Origin of the sequence: Ponticaulis koreensis DSM 19734 (assembly GCF_000420665.1) — a bacterium.
Classification (GTDB): Bacteria; Pseudomonadota; Alphaproteobacteria; order Caulobacterales; family Hyphomonadaceae; genus Ponticaulis; species Ponticaulis koreensis.
Window position 1 is genome coordinate 2,200,759 of record NZ_ATVJ01000001.1, and the last position, 22,136, is coordinate 2,222,894.

16 protein-coding genes are annotated in these 22,136 nt (G+C 54.9%); 8 read left to right on the forward strand and 8 right to left on the reverse strand.

The genetic code is table 11. From position 1 onward, the window contains the following. The first annotated feature begins 3 nt into the window (after positions 1-3). The 4 genes from G523_RS0111145 (at position 4) to G523_RS0111160 (ending at position 6,662) form a co-directional block, all read left to right on the forward strand. On the forward strand, positions 4-3,282 hold the full coding sequence (locus tag G523_RS0111145) for an efflux RND transporter permease subunit (protein ID WP_022695147.1): 3,279 nt from the start codon (positions 4-6) through the stop codon (positions 3,280-3,282). Continuing rightward, positions 3,282-3,599: an ArsR/SmtB family transcription factor gene (locus G523_RS0111150; protein ID WP_033232407.1), complete on the forward strand. Its 318-nt coding sequence runs from the start codon at positions 3,282-3,284 to the stop codon at positions 3,597-3,599. The genes G523_RS0111145 and G523_RS0111150 overlap by 1 nt, the downstream gene beginning before the upstream one ends. A 35-nt stretch (positions 3,600-3,634) precedes the next feature. Beyond that, the gene (locus tag G523_RS0111155; RefSeq protein ID WP_022695148.1) at positions 3,635-4,825 is read left to right on the forward strand and encodes a molybdopterin molybdotransferase MoeA; all 1,191 of its coding nucleotides are present in this window, start codon (positions 3,635-3,637) and stop codon (positions 4,823-4,825) included. 85 nt (positions 4,826-4,910) lie between these two features. Further along, positions 4,911-6,662, forward strand: coding sequence for an acyl-CoA dehydrogenase (locus G523_RS0111160; RefSeq protein ID WP_022695149.1), 1,752 nt, complete (start codon positions 4,911-4,913; stop codon positions 6,660-6,662). 27 nt (positions 6,663-6,689) lie between these two features. Here G523_RS0111160 and G523_RS19060 read toward each other — a convergent pair whose 3' ends face one another. Further along, the gene (locus G523_RS19060) at positions 6,690-7,112 is read right to left on the reverse strand and encodes a MarR family winged helix-turn-helix transcriptional regulator (protein ID WP_051134773.1); all 423 of its coding nucleotides are present in this window, start codon (positions 7,110-7,112) and stop codon (positions 6,690-6,692) included. 99 nt (positions 7,113-7,211) lie between these two features. Here G523_RS19060 and mobA point away from each other — a divergent pair, with 99 nt between their 5' ends. The 4 genes from mobA to G523_RS19065 all read left to right on the forward strand — a co-directional run bounded on the left by mobA (position 7,212) and on the right by G523_RS19065 (position 11,344). Then, positions 7,212-7,829 carry a molybdenum cofactor guanylyltransferase gene (gene mobA / locus G523_RS0111170; protein ID WP_022695151.1) on the forward strand — a complete coding sequence of 206 codons (618 nt, stop codon included), beginning with the start codon at positions 7,212-7,214 and terminating at the stop codon, positions 7,827-7,829. 356 nt (positions 7,830-8,185) lie between these two features. Further along, positions 8,186-9,412 carry an alginate export family protein gene (locus G523_RS0111175; RefSeq protein ID WP_022695152.1) on the forward strand — a complete coding sequence of 409 codons (1,227 nt, stop codon included), beginning with the start codon at positions 8,186-8,188 and terminating at the stop codon, positions 9,410-9,412. Then, positions 9,396-10,064, forward strand: coding sequence for an ANTAR domain-containing response regulator (locus G523_RS0111180; RefSeq protein ID WP_022695153.1), 669 nt, complete (start codon positions 9,396-9,398; stop codon positions 10,062-10,064). Before G523_RS0111175 ends, G523_RS0111180 begins: the two co-directional genes overlap by 17 nt. Further along, positions 10,061-11,344 (forward strand): CmpA/NrtA family ABC transporter substrate-binding protein, encoded by a 1,284-nt coding sequence (locus G523_RS19065; RefSeq protein WP_022695154.1) that lies wholly within the window; start codon positions 10,061-10,063, stop codon positions 11,342-11,344. Before G523_RS0111180 ends, G523_RS19065 begins: the two co-directional genes overlap by 4 nt. A 9-nt stretch (positions 11,345-11,353) precedes the next feature. Here the strand turns inward: G523_RS19065 and cobA are convergent, their stop codons facing one another. From cobA to G523_RS19075, 7 genes are all read right to left on the reverse strand, one after another. Continuing rightward, positions 11,354-12,103, reverse strand: a complete 750-nt coding sequence (gene cobA, locus G523_RS0111190) for a uroporphyrinogen-III C-methyltransferase (RefSeq protein WP_022695155.1) — start codon at positions 12,101-12,103, stop codon at positions 11,354-11,356. 4 nt (positions 12,104-12,107) lie between these two features. Next, the gene (locus G523_RS19070) at positions 12,108-14,807 is read right to left on the reverse strand and encodes a nitrate reductase (RefSeq protein WP_022695156.1); all 2,700 of its coding nucleotides are present in this window, start codon (positions 14,805-14,807) and stop codon (positions 12,108-12,110) included. 35 nt (positions 14,808-14,842) lie between these two features. Beyond that, positions 14,843-15,175, reverse strand: a complete 333-nt coding sequence (gene nirD / locus G523_RS0111200; protein WP_022695157.1) for a nitrite reductase small subunit NirD — start codon at positions 15,173-15,175, stop codon at positions 14,843-14,845. Between the two features lie 13 nt (positions 15,176-15,188). Beyond that, complete coding sequence (gene nirB / locus G523_RS0111205; protein ID WP_022695158.1) at positions 15,189-17,630, reverse strand: nitrite reductase large subunit NirB; 2,442 nt, start codon at positions 17,628-17,630, stop codon at positions 15,189-15,191. Continuing rightward, positions 17,630-19,345 (reverse strand): ABC transporter ATP-binding protein, encoded by a 1,716-nt coding sequence (locus G523_RS0111210; RefSeq protein ID WP_022695159.1) that lies wholly within the window; start codon positions 19,343-19,345, stop codon positions 17,630-17,632. Before G523_RS0111210 ends, nirB begins: the two co-directional genes overlap by 1 nt. 15 nt (positions 19,346-19,360) lie before the next feature. Beyond that, on the reverse strand, positions 19,361-20,479 hold the full coding sequence (locus G523_RS0111215) for an ABC transporter permease (protein ID WP_022695160.1): 1,119 nt from the start codon (positions 20,477-20,479) through the stop codon (positions 19,361-19,363). An 88-nt stretch (positions 20,480-20,567) separates the two neighbouring features. Continuing rightward, positions 20,568-21,866: a CmpA/NrtA family ABC transporter substrate-binding protein gene (locus G523_RS19075; protein ID WP_051134837.1), complete on the reverse strand. Its 1,299-nt coding sequence runs from the start codon at positions 21,864-21,866 to the stop codon at positions 20,568-20,570. Positions 21,867-22,136 lie beyond the last annotated feature (270 nt).

The window sequence follows — 22,136 nt, forward strand, 5'->3', positions numbered from 1 at the left end:
ATTATGAAAGCGGATATTTCCGGTTCCATCACCAAAGCGACGATCCGTTCGCCGCTTACACCGCTCTTCCTCCTGTCAGCTCTGGCTGTCGGGTTGATCGCGCTTCTGACGATCCCGCGTGAGGAAGAGCCTCAGATTTCAGTGCCGATGGTAGACATTATGGTGTCTGCCGCGGGTCTTCGCGCCGCCGATACGGTTGAGCAGGTTACAGAACCGCTCGAACAGATCATTATGGCGATCCCAAATGTCGAGCATGTATACTCGCAATCGCGCGATGATGGTGCGCTGGTAACCGCGCGCTTCGACGTTGGCACCGATGCAGATGATGCCATTTTGCGCGTTCACGAGCGCATTCGTGCAAACATCGACCGTATTCCGAATGGCGTGCCTATGCCGCTTGTTGTCGGTCGCGGCATCAATGACGTTCCGATTGTCAGCCTGACGCTGTCTCCTGAAGAGTGGACCGGCAGCGTTTGGTCCGACACCAGCCTGCGTATGATTGTGGACGAGCTCCAACGCGAACTGATGAAGGTCGATGAAGTCGGCCTGACATATGTTGTTGGTGGGCGCCCTCTCGAGATGCGCGTCGAGCCTGACATACAAGCCCTTGCAGCTTATGGTGTGCCACTTCAAACGCTCGTTCAGTCTGTTCAGCAGGCGGCTGCTGCGCAACCTGTTGGTACCGCCCGTCAGGAAGGCGAGAGCGTTATTGTTCAGGCTGGTGACCGCGTGAACTCTGTTGCAGAGCTGGAACGTCTGGAGCTTCCTGGCACAGGTGGCCGTAGTGTTTATCTGTCTGATGTTGCGACAGTCCGTGTGGTTGGTGAGGAGACTGAAGACCGCGTCTGGACGCTTGAGCGTCATGAAGGCGCTGACGAGTTCGATGCGCGTCCAGCTGTTACCCTCGCGCTGGCGAAACGACCCGGTGCGAATGCGGTGAACGTGGCCGAAGCTATTCTTCATCGCGTTGACGAACTGACGGGCACGCTTATCCCAGACGGTGTGCGCGTGGAAGTCACACGCAACTATGGTGAGACTGCGAACCACAAAGCGAATGAGCTTCTTTTCCACCTTGGTCTTGCGACGGTGTCTATCGTTGTTCTGATCGCGTTTGCCATTGGCTGGCGTGAAGCGCTGGTAACACTGATCGTTATCCCGACGACCATTCTTCTGACGTTGTTTGCGTCACTTATGATGGGATACACGATCAACCGTGTGAGCCTGTTCGCGCTTATCTTCTCGATCGGTATTCTGGTCGATGATGCAATCGTCATCATCGAAAATATTGCCCGTCACTGGGCAATGAAGGACGGCCGGACACGTGTGAAGGCAGCCGTGGATGCGGTTGCTGAGGTTGGTAACCCGACTATCATCGCGACGCTTACTGTCATCGCCGCGCTTCTGCCTATGATGTTCGTGTCTGGTCTTATGGGGCCGTACATGGCGCCAATTCCGGCGAATGCGTCTGCAGCGATGATGTTCTCATTCTTCGTCGCGGTCGGCATCGCGCCTTGGCTGCTGATGAAAATTGCGGGCAATGCAAAGCTTGCTGATCATGGACATGATGAACACGCCGAGACGCGTATCAGCAAATTCTATCGGGCTGTTGCCGGACCGATCGTGAAGTCGCGAACGACAGCATGGACGTTCCTTCTGATTGTCGGCGTAACGACGCTGGCTTCGATGAGCCTGTTTGCTTTCAAGGCGGTACCGGTAAAACTTCTTCCCTTTGATAATAAGTCTGAGATCCAGATTGTTCTTGATCTGCCGGAAGGTGCATCCGTTGAAGATACCGAACGGTCGCTCTTTGCGCTCGCTGATGCGATCCGTGGCGTGCATGAGGTGGAGACGATTCAGGCTTATGCAGGCACCGCAGCGCCGTTCAACTTTAATGGCCTGGTACGACACTACTTCCTGCGAAACTCTCCGGAGCTCGGCGACCTTCAGGTCAACCTGTCCGAGAAAGAGCATCGTGACCGGTCCAGCCATGAAGTGGCTCTGGAACTGCGTCACCTCGTTCTCGATGTACCGCTTCCTGAGGGCGCGAATGTAAGCGTTGTCGAAGTGCCACCTGGTCCGCCGGTTATCGCGACCCTGATGGCAGAGATTTACGGTCCAACGCCGGAAGCACGCCGTCAGACTGCAGGAATTGTTCGCGGCTTCTTTGAAGAGACCGATTTTATCGTGGATGTGAATGATTCGATCGGGTCGCCAGCACCGCGCCTGTCTATCTCTGTCGATGAGCCACGTGCGGCCGATTATGGCGTCATGCAGCAGGATATCCTCGACACGGTCGCCTTGGCGTTTTCTGGTCAGACCGTTGGCGTGAACCCGCGCGGCGAAGGCCGTGATCCGCTGAACATCAATATCCGTCTGCCACGCGCTGAACGCGCATGGACGCAGGAGATCGGTGCGATTCCTGTCCCTCGCCGTATGGGCCAGCCGGGTATTGCGCCTGTGGAGCTGGGTGCTCTGGTGAAGGTTTCGGAAGAAGTGGGGTCTCCGCTTATCTTCCGCCGGGACGGCTATTTCACTGACATGGTGATGGGCGAACTTGCTGGTCGTTATGAGGCACCAATCTACGGCATGTTCGAGATTCAGTACCTCATCGCGGAATATGACTGGGAGGCAGTCGGTCTGGAGGCACCAGCGGTACGCATGTATGGCCAGCCGGAAGATGAAACCCGTCCGACCATTCTTTGGGATGGCGAATGGGAGATCACATATGTGACCTTCCGCGACATGGGCATGGCTTTCGGCGTTGCACTGGTTGGTATCTACATTCTGGTGGTTGCCCAGTTTGGCACGTTCCGGGTGCCACTGATTATCCTGACGCCCGTTCCGCTCACGCTGATTGGTATCATGATCGGTCACTGGTTGTTTGGTGCCGCCTTCACGGCAACGTCAATGATTGGCTTTATCGCGCTCGCGGGCATTATCGTGCGAAACTCCATCCTGCTGGTGGACTTTGTGCGCCACCGGACGGATGCGGCCACGCCTCTGAAAGAGGTTCTGCTTGATGCCGGCGCGATCCGTTTCAAACCAATCGTACTGACTGCGCTTGCGGCCATGATTGGTGCAGCAGTGATCCTGACAGACCCTATTTTTCAGGGATTGGCGATTTCACTGCTGTTTGGACTTGCATCTTCTACTGCGCTTACTGTTCTGGTAATCCCTGCAATCTATATTGCCCTGCGGGGACCAGAGTGGCTGCCGCCTGAAGCTGAAACCGATGATGGCGATGGCGCAGAGATGATGGTTACAGAGGAGCGTTTTTCCTGATGACAGTATTGCATCCAGACTCAAAGGAAGCCTTTGACGTGGTTTCAGACCGCATCAACGAGGCATCTGAAGTGCTGAAAGCCATGGCCAGCGAAACGCGGCTGAAGATTCTCTGCGCGCTGAGCGGTGGTGAGTTGTCTGTGAACCAGCTGGTTGAATTGACGGATCAGTCTCAGTCAGCTGTGTCTCAGCACCTCGCCAAGCTCCGTGCAGCCGGGCTCGTTGAGTCCCGCCGCGACGCGCAGACGATTTTCTACCGCTGTAGCGGTGGCATAGGTAAGGCGCTAGTTGACACATTGTGTGGCTTCTACGGATAACAATCTGAGATTTCAGATCGTTTCCGGAGCTTTCCTTGATCGACAGACTTGAAGCACTGGCGCGAATTAGCGCCAGTGCCGTTCGTACCCGGTCCGAGACCGTCCCACTGGCTGAAGCCGCTGGGCGTACGCTTTCCGAACCAATTCTCGCTAAACTCACACAACCGGCATCAAACATGTCTGCCATGGATGGCTATGCGGTGCGTGATGCCGATTTTGTGCAAGGCAAAACGCTGAAGCTGGTGGGTGAAGCGCCCGCTGGGCACCCGTACAAGGGTAGTCTCGGTCAAAACGAATGTGTCCGCATCTTTACCGGTTCAGTCGTACCCGATGGTGCAGACCGTGTTGTAATGCAGGAGAATGTCAGCCGTGAAGGGGATGCCGTCACGCTCACGGAGCCAAAGTCGCCCAGCCTGCATATTCGCCGTGCAGGTATAGACTTCGCCAAGGGCGATGAGCTGATCGCGGTCGGAACTCGTCTCACACCACGCCATCTTTCTATCATTGCGGCGGCCAATCATGGATCGGTTGATGTCTATAGACGCCCGAAAGTGGCCGTGCTCTCTAACGGCGACGAGCTACGCTCGCCGGGCAGCGTTCTGTCTGAAGGACAGATCATTGCGTCCAATGGATATTCGCTCTGCGCGCTCATCAATGCATGGGGCGGAGAGGCTATCGATCTGGGCGCGGCACCTGATGATCGCGCCGAAATTGCACGGCGAATAGAGAGCGCAGGCGAGGTCGACCTATACGTGCCAATTGGCGGCGCATCTGTCGGCGACCACGATCATATGAAGCCGGTTTTTCAGTCGCTCGGTTTCGAAGAAGTCTTCTCCAAGATCGCGATAAAGCCGGGCAAGCCGACCTGGCTTTTCAAGAAGGGGAACACGCGTGTTCTGGGGCTGCCCGGAAACCCTGCTTCAGCGCTGGTCTGTGCTCATATTTTTCTGAAACCCCTTGTTCAGACGATGATCGGCGCAGAGCTATCAGAAGGTTGGATGAATGTGGCTCTGGCAGAAGATATTTCAGCCAATGGCCAACGAGAGACCTTTATGCGTGGGCATCTCGCATATGACGAAGATGGACGGCAGATTGTCGTGCCTGCTGGAAATCAGGACTCATCATTGCTCAGCCCGTTTATCCACGCAGATGTTCTGATCCATCGTCCATCAGCGGACCCTGCGAAATCATCAGGCGATAAGGTGTCATGCCTTCGTCTCGATTGACGTTGCGTCATGCATTGATCTTTCGCGTCGGCTTGAGAAGTTAGCCTAAAAATAAATATGACTTCTGGGATAGAAGGACGATTGAATGATCACCCCACGTACGATCGATGATATTTCGAGTATTTTGACGCAGGTCACGCAGATTGGAGACATGAGCTCTGAGGCGTTTTCAGATTTTGATACTGATCTTGTCGCACCCGTTCTTGAAGAGGCTGGAAAGCTCTGCATGGACGTTCTGGCGCCGCTAAATCAGCCGGGAGACAAGACCGGCGCGCGCCTTGAGAGCGGGCAGGTTTACTCAGCTCCCGGCTTTAAAGATGCGTATAAAGCCTTCCAGGAAGGCGGCTGGATGGGCATGCCATTTCCTGAGGCGTTTGGCGGGCAGGGGCTTCCGCGTACGCTGGCCGTTGCGGTAATGGAAATGGTGCAGGCGTCGAATATGTCATTCAGCCTGTGCCCAATGCTGTCTTTCGGTGCGATTGAAGCGCTGCTCGAGCACGGTTCGGAAGAGCAGAAAGCACTCTATCTACCAAAGCTCATTTCTGGTGAGTGGACTGGCACAATGAACCTTACCGAGCCTCAGGCAGGCTCTGATGTAGGTGCGCTGAAAACGAAAGCTGTGCCCAATGATGACGGCAGCTACGCTATCACAGGGCAGAAGATTTATATCACTTGGGGCGATCATGACCTGACGGATAATATCGTCCATCTGGTGCTGGCACGATTGCCTGATGCTCCATCCGGTTCGCGCGGTATTTCGCTCTTCCTCTGTCCCAAATATCTGCCGGACGCCAATGGCGAAGCTGGTGAGCGAAACGGCGTTACCTGTATCGGTCTTGAGCACAAACTCGGTGTTCACGCGTCTCCAACCTGCGTCATGGAATATGACGGAGCCAAAGGCTGGCTCATCGGCGAGCCTAATAAGGGCCTTGCGGCCATGTTCACCATGATGAACTCGGCGCGTCTGCAGGTCGGCATTCAGGGGCTTGCGCAGTCCGAGGCGGCTTATCGTGTTGCCCGCGACTTTGCCGCGGAACGCAAACAGGGGCGCGCTGAAGGTGTTGAAGGCTCAGCTCCGATCATCAACCACCCTGATGTCCAGCACATGCTGCTCCAGATGCGCGCGCGTACAATGGCGGCTCGTGCGATCTGTTATGAATGCGCGAAGTCCAGCGATATGTCGGTGGGCGGTAGCGAGGCCGACGAACGCAAGCTTGCAAAAGAGGTCGAGGAAATCCTGACACCTATCGCGAAGTCATGGTCAACGGATGTAGGTGTTCTGTCTGCAAGTCTCGGTGTGCAGATACATGGCGGTTTGGGCTTTATGGGCGAAACACTCGCTTCGCAGCTCTATCGGGATGCGCGTATTGCGCCAATCTACGAAGGCACAAACGGCATTCAGGCGATTGACCTCGCCACGCGAAAGCTAGGCCTTTCTGGAGGCGAGGCTATTCCGCGTCTTCTCGCAAGCTTCGAGGCGAAGTGTTCGGAATTAGAAGCATCAGGCGATGCGGACCTGAAGCGCGTTGCGGCCCATCTCGCTGCGGGGATTAAGGCACTGCAAGATGTCACCTCATGGATGAAAGAGACTGACATGGATACCCGTCTCTTTGGCGCGACAGCATATCAGGAGATGTTTGGTCGTGTGGCTGGCGTCACATATCTGGCGCGCGGAGCCATGTCTGCAAAGGACGCAGGTTCAAATTCGGCAGCGGATCTGGTAGGGCTGGCGCTCTTCCTCTCGGAAACAGATCTTGGCGATATTGCTGGTTGGGCCGTACGCGTCCGTTCGGGCGAAGCGATGGACCGTCAAAAGCGAATGGATTTGCTTTCTTAGATGAGAGTGACTGGTAGGAGCGTCTATCTAGGACGCATCACCTTTCAGATTCTGGAGCGCTTCGACGATATCGCTACGAAGTGCTTCAGGAATTTTTTCTTGAGCGCTGATTTCTGCTGCCTTCGTTAGTGCGAATACCTTTTCTGCAGTTTTACGTCCCTTCTCAGTTAGCGACAGTCCGTGCGAACGTCCATCGACGGGTCTTCTTATCAGTAAATTACGCTGATCGAGGCGTCCGATAACCGGTGCGATGTTTGCGCTCGCAATGGCCAGAGTGCGACCAATTTCACTCTGAGTGATGCCGTCATTGTGCATGATCAAAATGAGTACATTTGCGTCAGTGATACGGAGCTTCAGTTCGGCCAGTTGATTTGTGAGATCCGATGTCATTGCTGTCGCGACACGCCGTATTGTATAGCTGATCATGTCATTGAGCGGGTTTTGGATCATTGTGATAAACCAGATTCGAATTGAAGCTTTGCGTCTGCAAGCGTTATAAGAAGCGGTGTATGAAAACAAAAGGCTTCTGATCGAAATGACAGCTGTGTAGTGAGCGTGAACCAGAAGGTCATTGGCGTTATTTTTGCTGGAGGCGAGGGGCGTCGTCTCGGCGGGGTCTCTAAGGCGCTGATCGAAGTTGATGGAATTCCGCTTTGGAAGCGGATTTCAAGCCAACTATCAGAAATTTCTAATGAGATTGTAGTCGTAGCCCCACGACAGCCTGACTGGCTGGAATGCGGCGAGAATCTGGTTTGGGTGCCTGATACTTTGGTGGACGGAGAACCGGTCGGGCCGGCCGGCGCTTTAACGGCTTCCTTGAACTACACCTGTAATTCTCACAGCGACGGTGCTTTGGTAGTCACAGTGCCCGTTGATGCGCCATTCTATGAATATGGCTTGTCGGACAAGCTTTTGAAAGCATTGGCGCTTCATCGTTCTGCTGCGGTGATTGCCGAAACAGGAAATCGCGTTCAACCTACTTTTGGAGTCTGGCGGGCGTCTTTGTCAAAGGCTATTGAAAAAGAAGTTTGTACCGGTGTCCGTGCGCTTCATCGAATTGCATCAAAGCATGATGCATACCGTCAGCGGTTCGATGGAAACGATAGTCGCTTCTTTAACATTAACACACCTGAAGATCTGGCACGGGCTCAACGTTTGTCTGTCTGAGGGCTTGTTGCCTTTATGCAGGTGAAACTTGAATGCGTCGCATGGTGACGATTGAGTGAGGTAATTTGCTCATGTTTGGAGCAAAAGCTGTCTTCACGCGCTGTAATACTGGCCGCATAACGGGAAGCTGCAGCGAATGATGGCGATTTAATTGAGTCCTGAACTGGTTTTCCTGTTTATTGGACTCAAGCTTTGCAGCGCGCATAGCCTCACGCATTCGATGAAGAGTGCAGACCTTCGGTGAAGAAGAAACAGAGCGCCGTCCTGTTCTACGGGCGGTTTTTTGACTTTCTTGTTCTGGCCCGGATCACTTCCAAATTTTGAGATCGGCCAGTCCTATTCTGAGGACTTCACTCATGTCTGCAACTAAATACGCAGTTTCAGCGCTCCCGTTCATCGCGCTCGCATTTGTTTCACCAATGGCTGCGGCTCAAGACGAGCCGACAGCTTTTGAAACTGCATTATCGGAAACAAAGCCAATCTTTCAGGCGCGCCTCCGTTATGAGGGCGTGGATCAGACCGGTTTTGCGAATGACGCCGATGCACTTACATATCGTTTCCGTGCAGGGCTTGAGACTGGCGCGTTTTTCGACACCAAGTTTCTTCTCGAATTCGACCACATTGACGACCTTGTCGATGACTTCAACTCGACAACAAACGGCAACACTGCCTTTCCAGTCGTTGCGGATCCTCAAGCAACTGAACTCAATCGTCTCCAACTGACAAACACCAGCCTGCCAGACACGACAGTCACGCTGGGTCGTCAGCGCATTATTCTGGACGACTCCCGCTTTGTGGGGAATGTCGGTTGGCGTCAGAACGAACAGACGTTTGACGGATTGCGCGTTCAAAATCAGTCACTAGGTGAGCTCAAGCTGGATGTCAGCTATGTGAACCAGGTGAATCGAATCTTCGGTGACGAGTCTGCTGCAGGGCGCTGGGAAGGTGACATCACGCTTGTGAATGCATCACATCCGACGCCTCTCGGAAATCTTACGGGATTTGCGTACTTTCTTGATATGGATGGCGCGGCGACGGGTGTTTCTTCCCATACGCTTGGTGCGCGCCTGAATGGGAGTCAGGAGCTGGGCGAGGGGCGTCTGGCGTATGCTGTGTCATATGCAAATCAGACCGATTATGGTTCCAGCCCGTTTGATTATAGCGCCGATTACTACACGCTCGACGCACGATACTCTGTAAATTCCTTCACTTTCGGCGGCGGTATCGAAACCCTTGGCGGCGACGCGCAGCGTGCTTTCCAAACGCCTCTTGCGACGCTTCATAAGTTTCAGGGTTGGTCCGATAAATTTTTGGTCACGCCGGTGAATGGTGTGGAAGATATTTATGCAACTATGGCATATCGCGCTGGTGAAGTTGGTTTTCTGAACGCGTTAAACCTCTCAGCCACCTATCATGACCTCTCTGCAGACGTTGGCGGGATGGATTATGGCAGCGAGCTGGACCTCGTGGCGTCCGCACGGGTCGGTGATGTGAATGTCACGCTGAAATTTGCAGACTACAGCTCTGACGGTTTTGCGACCGATACTTCAAAACTATGGATCCAATTTGACTTCGCTCTCTGATCACGACGAACAAATCAAGCCGGTACAGCAGGGGGCCACGAAAGTGGCGCCTCTGCGCGTACTGCTGATCGACGACGACCCGGAGCGGGCCAACATTGTAGAGGTTGGTCTGTCTGAAAACGCGGTCGTGCACATTGTTTCACACATTCACGGGCGCACGCTTCTGGATGAGATTGCGAGCATCACACCGGACGTAATCATTATGGATTGTGAATCGCCCGATCGCGATACCATCGAAAGTCTTCGCATGGTGGCTCAGTCCAATCCGAAGCCCATTGTGATGTTTGTCGAGGAAGAAGGCTCGGCCCAGATGAACGAAGCGATTGAGGCAGGGGTGAGTGCCTACGTAATTGACGGCCTCACGCCCAAACGCGTGAAGCCTCTGATCGAAACCGCTATTGCTCGTTTCAAGCATATGGATAGCCTGCGCAGTGAATTGCGCAAAACTAAAGAAGATCTCGCTGCGCGAAAGACGATCGAGCGTGCCAAAGGCTTGCTGATGCAACACCATGGCATGACAGAGGATCAGGCCTTCGCGTCCATGCGGACTATGTCGCAACAACAGGGCAAGCCTTTGAAAGATGTCGCTGAAAGCGTGCTGACTATCATTGGAATGCTTGCCGGTACGACCGGAAAGGCGAATACGCCATGACAAAACAGCAGCTGAATATTGGCTTTGTGCCGCTGACGGACTGCGTGACGATTGCCGCAGCGCAGGAGCGTGGGATTTTTCTGGCCAATGGCCTTGAAGTAAAGCTGAAGCGCTTTGTGTCCTGGGCGGCGATGCGCGATGCGCTTGGCACAGGTGCGATAGATGCGGCGCAAATGCTCTCACCTATGGTCGTTGCGTCTGCTGCGGGCCTCGGCCCGTTCCCTCGGGAGTTTACCTCCGCTTTCACCATCAATCTGAACGGCAATGCGATTACCGTATCTACATCGTTGTTTGAGCAGATGTCGCAGATCGCACCTGAGACGATTACGCGACGCCCGATGTCAGCCTATGCGCTTAAGCAAGTCATAGACAGGCGCCGTGACGAAGGTCGCCGCAAACTCGTTTTCGCGCATGTTTATAATCACTCCATGCACGCGCTTGAGCTAAAATACTGGCTCGCATCTGCCGGAATTTCGCCGGAAACGGATATCGAGATTGTCGTCATTCCGCCATCTCTCATGGTCGACGCGCTCGCCTCTGGCCAGATCGACGGTTATTGCGTTGGCGAACCGTGGAATAACAAGGCGGTTGTCGCTGGCATTGGTCGAACCGTAATCACGTCCGGGGAAATCTGGTCGAATGGTCCGGAAAAGGTGCTGGCGGTTCGCAAAGCATGGGCCGAAGAAAATGAGACAGTGCATCTGGCGCTTGTCTCCGCTATGCTTGAGGCTTCTGCATGGGTCGACGAAATGAACAACCGGTTGACCGCGGCACAGATTGTCTCCGGTCCTGATTATGTGAATGTCCCGTTTGATGAGATTGTCGGTTCTCTGACCGGCAGGAACCGGCAGACGGGTGGCGAACTGCGTATGGATATGCCGGACTTCAACGTATTTCATAGATACGCGGCTAACTTCCCCTGGCGGTCTCACGCAAAGTGGATTCTGTCCCAGCTGATCCGATGGGGAGATTTGCCTGATAGTCTTGATGTGGATTTTGTCGCGGCTCAGGCTTTTCTGCCGGACGTTTATCGCAAAGCCGCAGGCGCAATGGGCGTAGCTTGTCCGTCGGCAGACGAAAAAGTCGAAGGCGGCCACCAGCATGCATGGTTACTGACTGATGCGACTGCTCCGCTCGCTATGGGGTGCGATCAGTTTATGGATGGCCGGATTTTCGACCCATCGAATCTTGATGGTTATCTAGCGGGCTTTTCTGTCCGCCATGTAGAAAGCCGACTTGGCGAAAGTGACCGGCAGCAGGTTTCCAGCATAGCAGTTTAAAAGGTCGGGTCAGGCGAGTTCGGAGGCCTGACCCGTATCCGCTATCGACGCGCTCAATGGATAGCGGATAAGTAGGATGGCGGGATTTTTCACCGCATGTTCACGTGCGTCCATGGCAAGACGGTCGAGACGCGAAGAAACGTGCCGGACGTTTGGCTTTCCTGCATTCTCAATCCAGTCGCATTGCAAAGAACCGGGAACGCCCTTCGCCATAAGCGCCGTCTGAATGCGCCAGCTTTGCGCCACGCTCATATAGAAGGCTGCACAAACGCCCGGGCGAACGACAGAGCACCAATCAGGGTCTTTGCCATCTTTTGAAGATTTTCCTGTCGTAACAACAAAGCTCTGAAGTTCGGCCCTCTCGGTGATCGGTATGGACCATTCAGAAGCCGCAGCCAGAGCCGATGTTACACCCGGGACCATCTCGATTTCAGCGTCCTTGGAAACCGCGATTGCCAGTTCTTCGGAAGCTCGGCCGAACACCATGGGATCACCTGATTTCAGGCGTGCGACGGTCAGACCCTGTGAGAGCGCTTCAGAAATTCGGGCATTGATATCGACTTGTTGACGGCCTCCGTCTCCGCAACCTTTTCCAACATATTCGAGGGTGCTGTCAGAGCTTGCGAATGACAGAACTTCCGGGTCTACAAGGCGATCGTATAGGATGAGGTCTGCAGTTTTGATCCGCTGAATAGCGCGTAGTGTAAGCAGGTCCGCTGCTCCGGGGCCGCATCCGATAAGAGTGAGTTTACCTTTCATTGCCTTACTCCGCTGCGATGCTTGCTGGCGTGGATGGGGGAGCTTTTGCTGCCGCTGCACGGAGCAGGGCCCGCAGTTCAGGCTTGCATGAGCCGCATGTTGTGCCTGCGCCTGTTGCAGCACCAATGCCCTCAGCGCTTTGCGCCCCTTTACTAATCGCGTCTTCAATCTGATTTACGCCGACGCCGTTACATGAGCAGACGAGTCTACCCGTACTTTCTCCCGAAGGCGGACGACCGGCGAGAATGCCCAAGCGAATTTCGGGGGTGATGTTTGTTGTAAGCAGGGAAGAGAGCCAGGCGCGATCAGCGACCACCGGACCACTTTCGGACAGAGTGATGAAGAGTTCCAGCCTGTCTGCTTCAAACATCGCTGCAGCGTGCTGTCCGTCATGCGTTCTGAACGTGATGGCGGTGTCCGCGGCGATTTTATGAATCACCTTGTCTGCTGGTTCAGATCCCGCGATTTCATAGCGGAATCCTTCAGTGGATGTTGCAACAGCCCAGTAGTCAAGGGCATTCAGAATGTCGTTACACAGAGGTTTGCGAGAGACCAGGAAACCATACCAAGCGGGTGAAACTGGGTTGATGGCTATGGTGCCGTGCTTGGATTCAGGCTGGCCTGAGACGGGGTCGGTATTCGGCGCGATCAGCGCATCAACGCGCGCGGCAGAGCTGTTAGCCGCTGACCAGTGCATCGGGACGAATACAGATTTGCGTTGCATTCGTTCGGTTATCAGCACCCTTAACACCGCTTCACCAAAGGTGTTGGAGATGCGGGCAAGTGAAGCGGCCGTCAGGCCCAGCTTTTCTGCATCTTCCGGGTGGATCTCCACATATGGCTCAGCGATGTGCCCGGATAGCGTGGAAGATTTTCCGGTGCGGGTCATAGTATGCCAATGATCACGGACGCGACCAGTGTTGAGGATAAAAGGTAAGTCGTCTGACGGGAGCGAGGCCGGCGCGGCGAATTCTGTCGCAACGAAACGCGCCTTATGGTCTTGCGTGTAGAAATGGCCGTCCTGAAAGAACCGGTGATCTGAACCGGTATTGTCCTCGCCGTGACGAGGTGCGTCTCCAGCGGGAGCTGGCCATTGGAACGGCTCTAGTGCGTCGTAATCAGGATCACTTGTGTTGGCATACGCGCCGATGTCAAAGTCACGCAGTCCGTCATTCTCGTAAGCAGAGAGAGCGGCATATTCCCGGAAAATAGCCGCCGGTCCGCTGAAATCGAAGCCGTCATGGCCCAGCCGCTTACCAAGATCGCACAACGCCCACCAGTCGTGACGCGCTTCGCCAGGTGGTTTCAAAAAGCTGCGTTGGCGGGAAATACGGCGTTCCGAATTTGTGACGGTGCCAGTTTTTTCTCCCCATGTGGTCGCTGGCAGAACAACATCCGCCAGCGCGACTGTATCTGATGTAGTCGCGACATCGGAGACCACGACGAGCGGGCAGGCGGCGAGCGCGGCCTTTAGCTTGTCGGCGTTCGGGAGGGAAACCACGGGATTGGTCGCCATGATCCAGATCGCTTTGATCTGGCCGCTCTGGACAGCGTCAAACATCTCCACGGCTTTAAGGCCCGGACCGCTGGCGATACGCGGTGCCTTCCAGAAGCGTTCTACGCGAATGATATCTTCCGGAACGAAATCCATATGGCAGGCAAGCTGGTTGGCGAGGCCGCCGACTTCGCGCCCACCCATAGCATTGGGCTGGCCTGTGACGGAAAACGGACCCATGCCTGGTTTGCCAATCCGGCCAGTCACAAGATGACAATTGATAATGGAATTGACCTTGTCCGAGCCTGCGGAGGATTGGTTGACGCCCTGAGAGTAGACGGTGACGGTTCGCTCGTTTGCGGCAAAAAGCTCGAAGAATGTCTGCAGATCACTTTCGGACAAGCCGGTGAGTTTGGCTGTTTGCAGTAAGGTGAATTCGCCGGCTATGGAAAGCGCATCGGCGTAACCATTCGTATGTGTTTCGATGAAACGTTCGTCACGAGCCGCGCTCTCTGACAGATAATGAAACAGCGCATTGAAAAGCGCTACGTCCGCACCCGGGGTTATGGCAAGGTGAAGGTCTGCGCCATCCGTTGTTGCCGTCTGGCGTGGGTCGATGATGACCAGCTTTGTGCCACGCTTTTCACGCGCCGACTGAATGCGCTGATAGAGAACGGGGTGGCACCAGGCCAGATTGCTGCCGACCATCAGGATCAGGTCGGCTTCTTCGAGGTCCTCGTAACAGCCCGGAACTGTATCAGTGCCGAAGGCGCGCTTATGACCTGCCACTGACGAGGCCATGCAAAGGCGCGAATTCGTGTCGATATTGGACGAACCGATAAAGCCCTTCATCAGCTTGTTGGCAACGTAATAGTCTTCGGTCAGGATTTGCCCTGACACGTAGAAGGCGACACTGTCCGGACCGTGCTGGCGGATGGCATCGAGGAACCCGCGCGCCACCTCGTCCATTGCGTCCTCCCACGAAGCTCTTTGCCCTTTGATCTCCGGATAGAGAATCCGGTCCTTCAGCCCCAGCGTTTCACCGAGCGCAGAGCCTTTCACGCACAGCCGTCCATAATTGGACGGGTGATCGGGATCCCCGCGAACGATCGCGCTCTCACCATCAGCTGATGGCTGAACAAGAACACCGCATCCTACGCCACAGTATGGGCAGGTTGTGGCTATCTCTCTGTTCACTTTCTCGGTCATGGATTGCTCGATCGAAATCTTATGAGACAGGGAGATCAGGACGCCATGGCGAGGCGTAAATGCACGCGTCCGCCATCGCGAACTTCCGCCGGAAAGGTGCGTATCTGACCTTCGTCTCCACCTTGAGCTTTGCCAGTCGACAGATCGTAGACCCAGTTGTGCAGAGGGCACGTGACCGCACAGTCGTGCACGATGCCCTCGCTCAACGGGCCACCTTTGTGCGCACAGCTGTTCTCGACAGCATATACACGGTCGTCTGACGTTCTGAAGATGGCAATCTTCATTCCGTCCTTCTCCAGTCGACGTGACCCACGAACCGGAATGTCGGACAGCTCGCAGATGTCGAACCAACGTTCAAAAGGTGCCATTCCATCCATCCTTTTACTCCACCAGTTCGAGCGTCTTGAATTCGTGCGCATCGACTTTTCCTGATGCGCGCTCAGCCCAAGGGTCGTCCTGTGAGAATTGCTGTGCGTATTTGAAGCGCTCGAAGAGAGCTTTACGGTTTTCGACGTCATCGACGATGAGCTCATGGACTTTTTCTGCGCCGCCAATTCGGGCTGTCCATTTATAGATTCGCTCAAGGTAAAAGCCCTGTTCGCGATAGGCCTGCAAAACAGCAGCGCACATCTCGATGGCTTCTTCTTCGGTCGTAACGGTCGTCAGGTGATCGGTTGCCCGAACTTCCATACCTGCGGCGCCCGCAATGTGAATCTGATAGCCGGAATCCACGCAGACGACGCCAATATCCTTACAGGTGGCCTCTGCGCAGTTGCGTGGGCAGCCTGAAACAGCCAGCTTCACTTTGTGTGGCGTCCAGGAGCCCCACATCAGCTTTTCTAGCTTGATGCCAAGGCCCGTGGAGTCCTGCGTACCAACACGGCACCATTCAGACCCAACGCAGGTTTTCACCGTACGAAGCGATTTGCCATAAGCGTGTCCTGAGACCATGCCCGCGGCATTGAGATCCGCCCATACGCCCGGAAGGTCTTCCTTCTTCACGCCGAGCATGTCGATCCGCTGACCACCCGTATATTTGACCATTGGAATGTCATACTTATCGACTACGTCCGCCACAGCGCGAAGTTCTGCTGCGGTCGTCACGCCGCCCCAGGCACGAGGCACGACTGAATAGGTACCGTCTTTCTGGATGTTGGCGTGCACCCGCTCGTTAATGAAGCGTGACTGGTTGTCGTCGACATATTCTCCCGGCCAGCTGGCGAGTAGATAGAAGTTGAGTGCAGGTCGACACTTTGCGCAGCCGCAAGACGTCTTCCAGCCAAGTTCCTGCATGACGGCAGGAATAGATTTCAGTTCTTTAGCGATGATCAGACGACGGACTTCGTCATTCCCGAACTCCGTACAGTCGCAGACAGTCTTTTTAGCGGAGGCGTCAAATGCATCGCCAAGCTTCAGGGCGAGGAGGCTTTCGACGAGACCTGTACAGGTGCCGCACGAAGATGAGGCTTTCGTGCATTGGCGAACTCCCTGCAGGTCGGTCAGTTCGTTTTTATCAATGGCGTTGAGAATCTGCCCTTTGGAGATGCCGTTACAACCGCAGATCTCTGCCTCATCCGGCAAGGCTGCAACGGCCGCCATAGGGTCCAGGGGGGACCCTCCAGCGAAGTTCTGTCCGAAGATAAGCGTAGCGCGCTCATCTGCATCGATTTCTTCGCCTTTTTTGATTTTATCGAAGAACCAGGCTCCGTCCGCGGTCTCGCCATACAGGACCGCGCCGATGAGGCGGTTGTCCTGAAGTACGAGGCGTTTGTAGATCCCTTGAGCCGGATCTCGGAAGACGATCTCATCGCGGCCTTCGCCATCTGCGAAGTCGCCTGCTGAAAACAGGTCGACGCCTGTGACTTTCAGCTTGGTAGACGTCTCAGCGTGAGCAAATGCAGCTTCAGCATCGTTGGTCAGGGCGCGGGCGCAAATGCGAGCTTGTTCGTACAGCGGTGCAACAAGGCCGTAGCAATTGCCTTCAAACTCAACGCATTCGCCTACTGAATAAATGTCAGGATCGGATGTTCGCATCTGGCAATCGACCAGAATCCCGCGATTGACGTCGAGACCTGCGTCCTTGGCCAGTTGAGCGCTTGGACGGATGCCCACAGCCATCACAACAATGCTTGCGTCGATCTCTGTGCCGTCTTCAAGACGCACGCCCTCGACTTTTCCATCGCCGTAGATTTCTTTCGTATTGGCTCCCGTCCGGATGTCGATACCGCGACTGGAGAGTTCCTTCTCGAGGAGGTAACCAGCGGCTGGATCGAGCTGACGCTCCATGAGCGTTGGCATCAGGTGGATGACTGTCACATCCATTCCACGAAGCTTGAGCCCAGCTGCAGCTTCAAGACCGAGCAGGCCTCCGCCGATCACGACGGCTCGTCCGCCTTTTGCTGCTGCGTTCAACATCTTGTTCACGTCATCAAGGTCGCGATATGCGAGCACGCCGGGCAGATCATGGCCTGGAACCGGAATGATGAATGGCGTGGAGCCTGTGGCGATCAGAAGGTTGTCATACCCTTCGATCACACCGCCATCAGAACGAACGGTTTTGTTCTCGCGGTCTATCGAAACGACCTTCTCGCCGGCATGTAGTGTGACGTTGTTCGCTTCATACCAGGCTTCGTCATGGATAATGATATCTTCGTATTTGCTCTCCCCGGAGAGGACGGGTGACAACATGATCCTGTTATAGTTCACACGCGGCTCGGCGTTGAAAATGGTTACGTCGAACTGGCCCGGCGCGGTTTCGAACAGAGTTTCCAGAACTTTGCCCGGTGCCATACCGTTACCAACGACGACAAGTTTCTTAGTCATCAGGCTGCTTCCTCTGATGTTTCAGAAGCCGGGGCTTCCTCGGCTGGGGGAGTAGGGTTCGCGCCGCCTTCATACTCTTCAAGGAAGCTCAGGACCTGTTCGCGATAAGCGTAATAGTCCTGATGCTCCAAAAGGGCTTTTCGCGTGCGAGGGCGTGGTAGATCGACCTCCAGAACCTTGCCGATGCGTGCGTTTGGTCCGTTGGTCATCATGATGATGCGGTCAGACAGAAGAATGGCTTCATCAACATCGTGCGTGACGCACATCGCGGTGACTTGCGTGCGTTGCCAGACCTCCATCAGAACTTCCTGAAGTTCCCATCGTGTCAGGCTGTCCAGCATGCCGAATGGTTCATCGAGAAGGAGTAGCTTTGGAGACAGAGCGAAAGCCCGGGCAATACCCACGCGCTGGCGCATGCCGTTGGACATATCGGCGCCCAGCTTATCCATCGCATCACCGAGGCCTACCTTGGACAGATAGTACTCAACGACTTGTTCGCGCTCGGCCTGTGTTGCGTCCGGGTAAACACGGTCTACGCCGACTGCTACGTTCTGCTTAGCTGTGAGCCATGGGAAAAGGGAAGGTGCCTGAAACACCACGGCGCGGTCAGGACCGGCTGCAGACACCTCTTTATTGTCGAGGATAATACCGCCACGAGAGACTTCGTTCAGTCCGGCGGTCATCGTCAGAACTGTAGATTTTCCGCAGCCCGAGTGACCAATGACCGAGACGAACTCACCTTTTTTGATCTTGATATCAAACCCATCGACAACCGTGAGTGGGCCTTTAGGTGTCGGGTAGACTTTATCCACCTGTGAATACTCAAGAAAGCGGTGCTCCGCGACACCGGATGTCTGAGCCGCTTTGGTGTAAGCCTTCGGTTTGCCGAATGTGATGGGTGTGACGTCTGGAAGCGGACGTTCGATTTCCGCGCGCTTTTTGGCGACGCCGACATCCATCAGATAGGCGGTCACGTCACGACGAAGCGTTTTGAACGCGTCATTATGGTTCATCTCTGTTCGGTCGCGAGGACGCGGCAGATCGACTTTGAAAGACGGTCCAAAAGTTGCGTCAGGGCCCGGATTGAGCGGGATGATACGGTCTGCGAGCAGTATAGCCTCGTCCACATCATTCGTGATCAGAACAACGGTCTTCTTGTCATTTGACCAGATGTCCGTGATCTCGTCCTGAAGGTTTGCACGGGTGAGTGCATCCAGGGCGGACAGAGGCTCATCCAGCAGAAGTACCTTTGGGTCCATCGCTAGTGAGCGTGCAACCGCAACACGCTGACGCATACCGCCTGACAATTCTGCCGGACGTCGGTCTTTCGCATGACCGAGGCTGACCATCTCGATGTATTTGTCTGCACGAGCGGCGCGGTCTTTCTTGCTTTCCTTTGGGAAAACGCTGTCCACAGCCAGTTGAACATTCTCACGAACGGTCATCCAGGGCATGAGCGAGTAGCTTTGAAAGCAAACCGCCCGTTCAGGACCCGGGCCCTCTACAGGCTTGCCGTCGAAAAGCACCTCACCTGTGTCAGGAAAGTCGAGACCTGACATGAGGTTGATGAGCGTGCTCTTGCCGGAGCCAGAGAAGCCAACAATCGCAACGAATTCACCGTCTTCAACGTCGAGGCTGATGTTGTTGAGGATGTTGACCTTGTCGAGGCCTTCTCCAAACCCTTTAGAGACGTTTTTCAGCTCAATGATAGGCATTTCATCTCCTCCAGATTAGCGGTTTACAGAGTGGGTAAACATGGTCTGCAGAGCGACCATGACGCGATCGAGCAGGAAGCCGATAATGCCGATAGTCAGAACTGCGACGATGATTTTCGCCAGAGAGTTTGAAGAACCGTTCTGGAATTCGTCCCACACAAATTTTCCAAGACCCGGGTTTTGAGCAAGCATCTCAGCGGCGATGAGAACCATCCAGCCCACACCCAGCGACAGGCGCATGCCAGTAAAGATGAGTGGAAGCGCAGATGGCAGGACGAGCTTCGTCACTTTGGTGTAAGGCGTGAGCTTCAGAACCTTGCCGACATTGACCAGGTCCTTGTCGACTGTCGCAACGCCGAGCGCTGTGTTGATCAGCGTTGGCCAGAGCGAACAGAGTGTCACTGTAATTGCCGACGTCAGGAAGGACTTAGAGATCCCTGAATCTGTCGCTACCGTCGCGGAGACAACCATTGTTACGATCGGTAGCCACGCCAGTGGGGAAACCGGCTTGAAGATCTGGATCAACGGGTTGAACGCGGCGTTCATGCTTGGAGACATGCCCATGATGATGCCCAGCGGTGCTGCGATAAGCGTTGCCAGCATGAAGCCGAAAAAGACTGTCTTCAGGCTGGTCCAGATTTGCTGGTAATAGGTTGGACGTCCGGTATAGCCGGCATCTGACACATCCCCTGGACGGCCCGCATCAATCAGTGCCTGATTGCGTGCTGCCTGGCGTTCGTAGAATGCATCACGTCGCTCCATTTCCTGTGCATGGTCAGCATTGAGAACCTGAGCCTGTTCCCATACTTGCGCTGGTCCCGGGATTGCGCCGAGCGAAGTGTTTACCTGAGGTGCAAGCTGGGCCCAGGCGAATAGAAAGACCAGAATAGCGACAATCGGTATGCCAAGGCGTTGCCAGATAAGGCCGAGATTGCGTTTCGGGCTGTCACCGGCAGCCATCATCAGAATTGGTGTGACCCATGACAGAGCAAACACATCGAGAAATTTCGATGATTTGTTGATCAAGGAGAATACACGCTCCTGTTTAGCTGCTTTTACGTTCGCAGCGTTCTGTTCTTCTGCGGCCTCGGAAGCGTTCTCGTTGGCCGTTTGAGCAGCAAGAATGGCAGTCATTGTTCTGGTCCTTTCAAGGAAGAAAAGAAAGGGCGGCGCGCCTGGGTGCGAGGAGTTCGGGGAAAGGCACCGCACCGCCCTTGAGTTCTTATTGGACGACTTCTCCGCCCTGAACGGTTTCACCGTCCTTCAGGCCGATTTCGAGCGTTTCGAGGTATGCGTTTGGCTGGCGTCCATCGAAGGTGAGGCCATCGATGAATTCTGACTGCGGCTCGCGGTAGCCATCGGTATCCCATGGGAAATCGGCTTCGTTTGCGAGACCGTCATCGACCAGTGAGCGTGCGGCTTCGAGATAAATGTCGGAGCGGTAAACGCTGCGTGCGACATCATCATACCAGTCGTCAGGCTGGCTTTCCGCGATCTGCCCCCAGCGACGCATCTGAGTGAGGTACCAGACCGCATCGGAATAGTACGGGTAGGTCGCGTTGTAGCGGAAGAACACGTTGAAATCAGGTACTTCGCGTACATCACCGGCCTCATATTCGAAGGTGCCGGTCATGGATGCGGCGATCACATCACGGTCGGCCCCGACATATTCAGAGCGGGAAAGAATGTCCACGGCTTCTTCGCGGTTCGCATTGTCGTTTTCATCGAGCCACATGGCGGCGCGGATGAGAGCGCGTGTGATGGCCTGCGTCGTAACCGGGTTTTCTTCAGCAAATTCCGCCGTGATCCCGAAGACTTTCTCCGGGTTGTTGCGCCAGATTTCATAGTCTGTGATTACCGGCACGCCGATGCCCATAGATACAGCCTGCTGGTTCCATGGCTCGCCCACGCAATAGCCGTAGATCGTACCTGCTTCGAGTGTTGCCGGCATTTGCGGTGGAGGTGTTACGGAGAGAAGCGCATCGGCCATGATCTGACCGGATACGTCGTCTGGAGAATAGTAGCCCGGGTGGATGCCGCCTGAGGCCAACCAGTAACGAAGCTCGTAATTGTGTGTGGAGACCGGGAAGACCATGCCCATATTGAACGGACGACCTTCTTCCTGGAACTGCTCAACGACAGGTGCCAGAGCTTCAGCGCTGATCGGGTGAACTGGGCGACCGTCATCCATGCTCGGAATGTTCGGACGCATCATGTCCCAGACTTCGTTGGAAACGGTGATACCGTTGCCGTTCAGGTCCATAGAGAATGGTGTGACAATGTGAGCTTCGGTGCCGTAGCCGATTGTTGCGGCTAGTGGCTGACCAGCGAGCATATGCGCGCCGTCAAGTTCGCCATCGATCACGCGGTCAAGGAGAACTTTCCAGTTTGCCTGAGCTTCAAGCGTTACGAAGAGGCCTTCGTCTTCAAAATAACCATTCTCGTAAGCGATCGCGAGCGGAGCCATGTCAGTCAGCTTGATAAAGCCAAAAGTCAGCTCAGTGACTTCGAGCCCTTCCATGGGAATGATGATAGGGGCAGCGTCTGTAGCTGCAGGTGCCGTGCTTGTGGTCGGTTCGGAGCCGCCGCAGCCTGCGACAGCGAGTGTGCAGATTGCAACAAAGCCAGAAACAAAAACGCGCTTTGAGACATCGTTGTTCAGGAAAGAGAATGTCATAGTTATCCGCCGTGCTGGTCAGAACCTGTAGATCGGCTCTGAGTGAAACTTTTGTTGGACCAACATCCGGCGCACTGTGCGCTTACATGATATGGTCACTCAAAAGCCCATCGG

Excerpts from the sequence above, each read along its gene's own strand:
- G523_RS0111145 (WP_022695147.1), top strand. The coding sequence starts at position 4 with ATGAAAGCGGATATTTCCGGTTCCATCACCAAAGCGACGATCCGTTCG.
- G523_RS0111150 (WP_033232407.1), top strand. The coding sequence starts at position 3,282 with ATGACAGTATTGCATCCAGACTCAAAGGAAGCCTTTGACGTGGTTTCA.
- G523_RS0111160 (WP_022695149.1), top strand. The coding sequence starts at position 4,911 with ATGATCACCCCACGTACGATCGATGATATTTCGAGTATTTTGACGCAG.
- G523_RS19060 (WP_051134773.1), bottom strand. The coding sequence starts at position 7,112 with ATGATCCAAAACCCGCTCAATGACATGATCAGCTATACAATACGGCGT.
- G523_RS0111175 (WP_022695152.1), top strand. The coding sequence starts at position 8,186 with ATGTCTGCAACTAAATACGCAGTTTCAGCGCTCCCGTTCATCGCGCTC.
- G523_RS19065 (WP_022695154.1), top strand. The coding sequence starts at position 10,061 with ATGACAAAACAGCAGCTGAATATTGGCTTTGTGCCGCTGACGGACTGC.
- cobA (WP_022695155.1), bottom strand. The coding sequence starts at position 12,103 with ATGAAAGGTAAACTCACTCTTATCGGATGCGGCCCCGGAGCAGCGGAC.
- G523_RS19070 (WP_022695156.1), bottom strand. The coding sequence starts at position 14,807 with ATGACCGAGAAAGTGAACAGAGAGATAGCCACAACCTGCCCATACTGT.
- nirD (WP_022695157.1), bottom strand. The coding sequence starts at position 15,175 with ATGGCACCTTTTGAACGTTGGTTCGACATCTGCGAGCTGTCCGACATT.
- nirB (WP_022695158.1), bottom strand. The coding sequence starts at position 17,630 with ATGACTAAGAAACTTGTCGTCGTTGGTAACGGTATGGCACCGGGCAAA.
- G523_RS0111210 (WP_022695159.1), bottom strand. The coding sequence starts at position 19,345 with ATGCCTATCATTGAGCTGAAAAACGTCTCTAAAGGGTTTGGAGAAGGC.
- G523_RS0111215 (WP_022695160.1), bottom strand. The coding sequence starts at position 20,479 with ATGACTGCCATTCTTGCTGCTCAAACGGCCAACGAGAACGCTTCCGAG.
- G523_RS19075 (WP_051134837.1), bottom strand. The coding sequence starts at position 21,866 with ATGGAAGGGCTCGAAGTCACTGAGCTGACTTTTGGCTTTATCAAGCTG.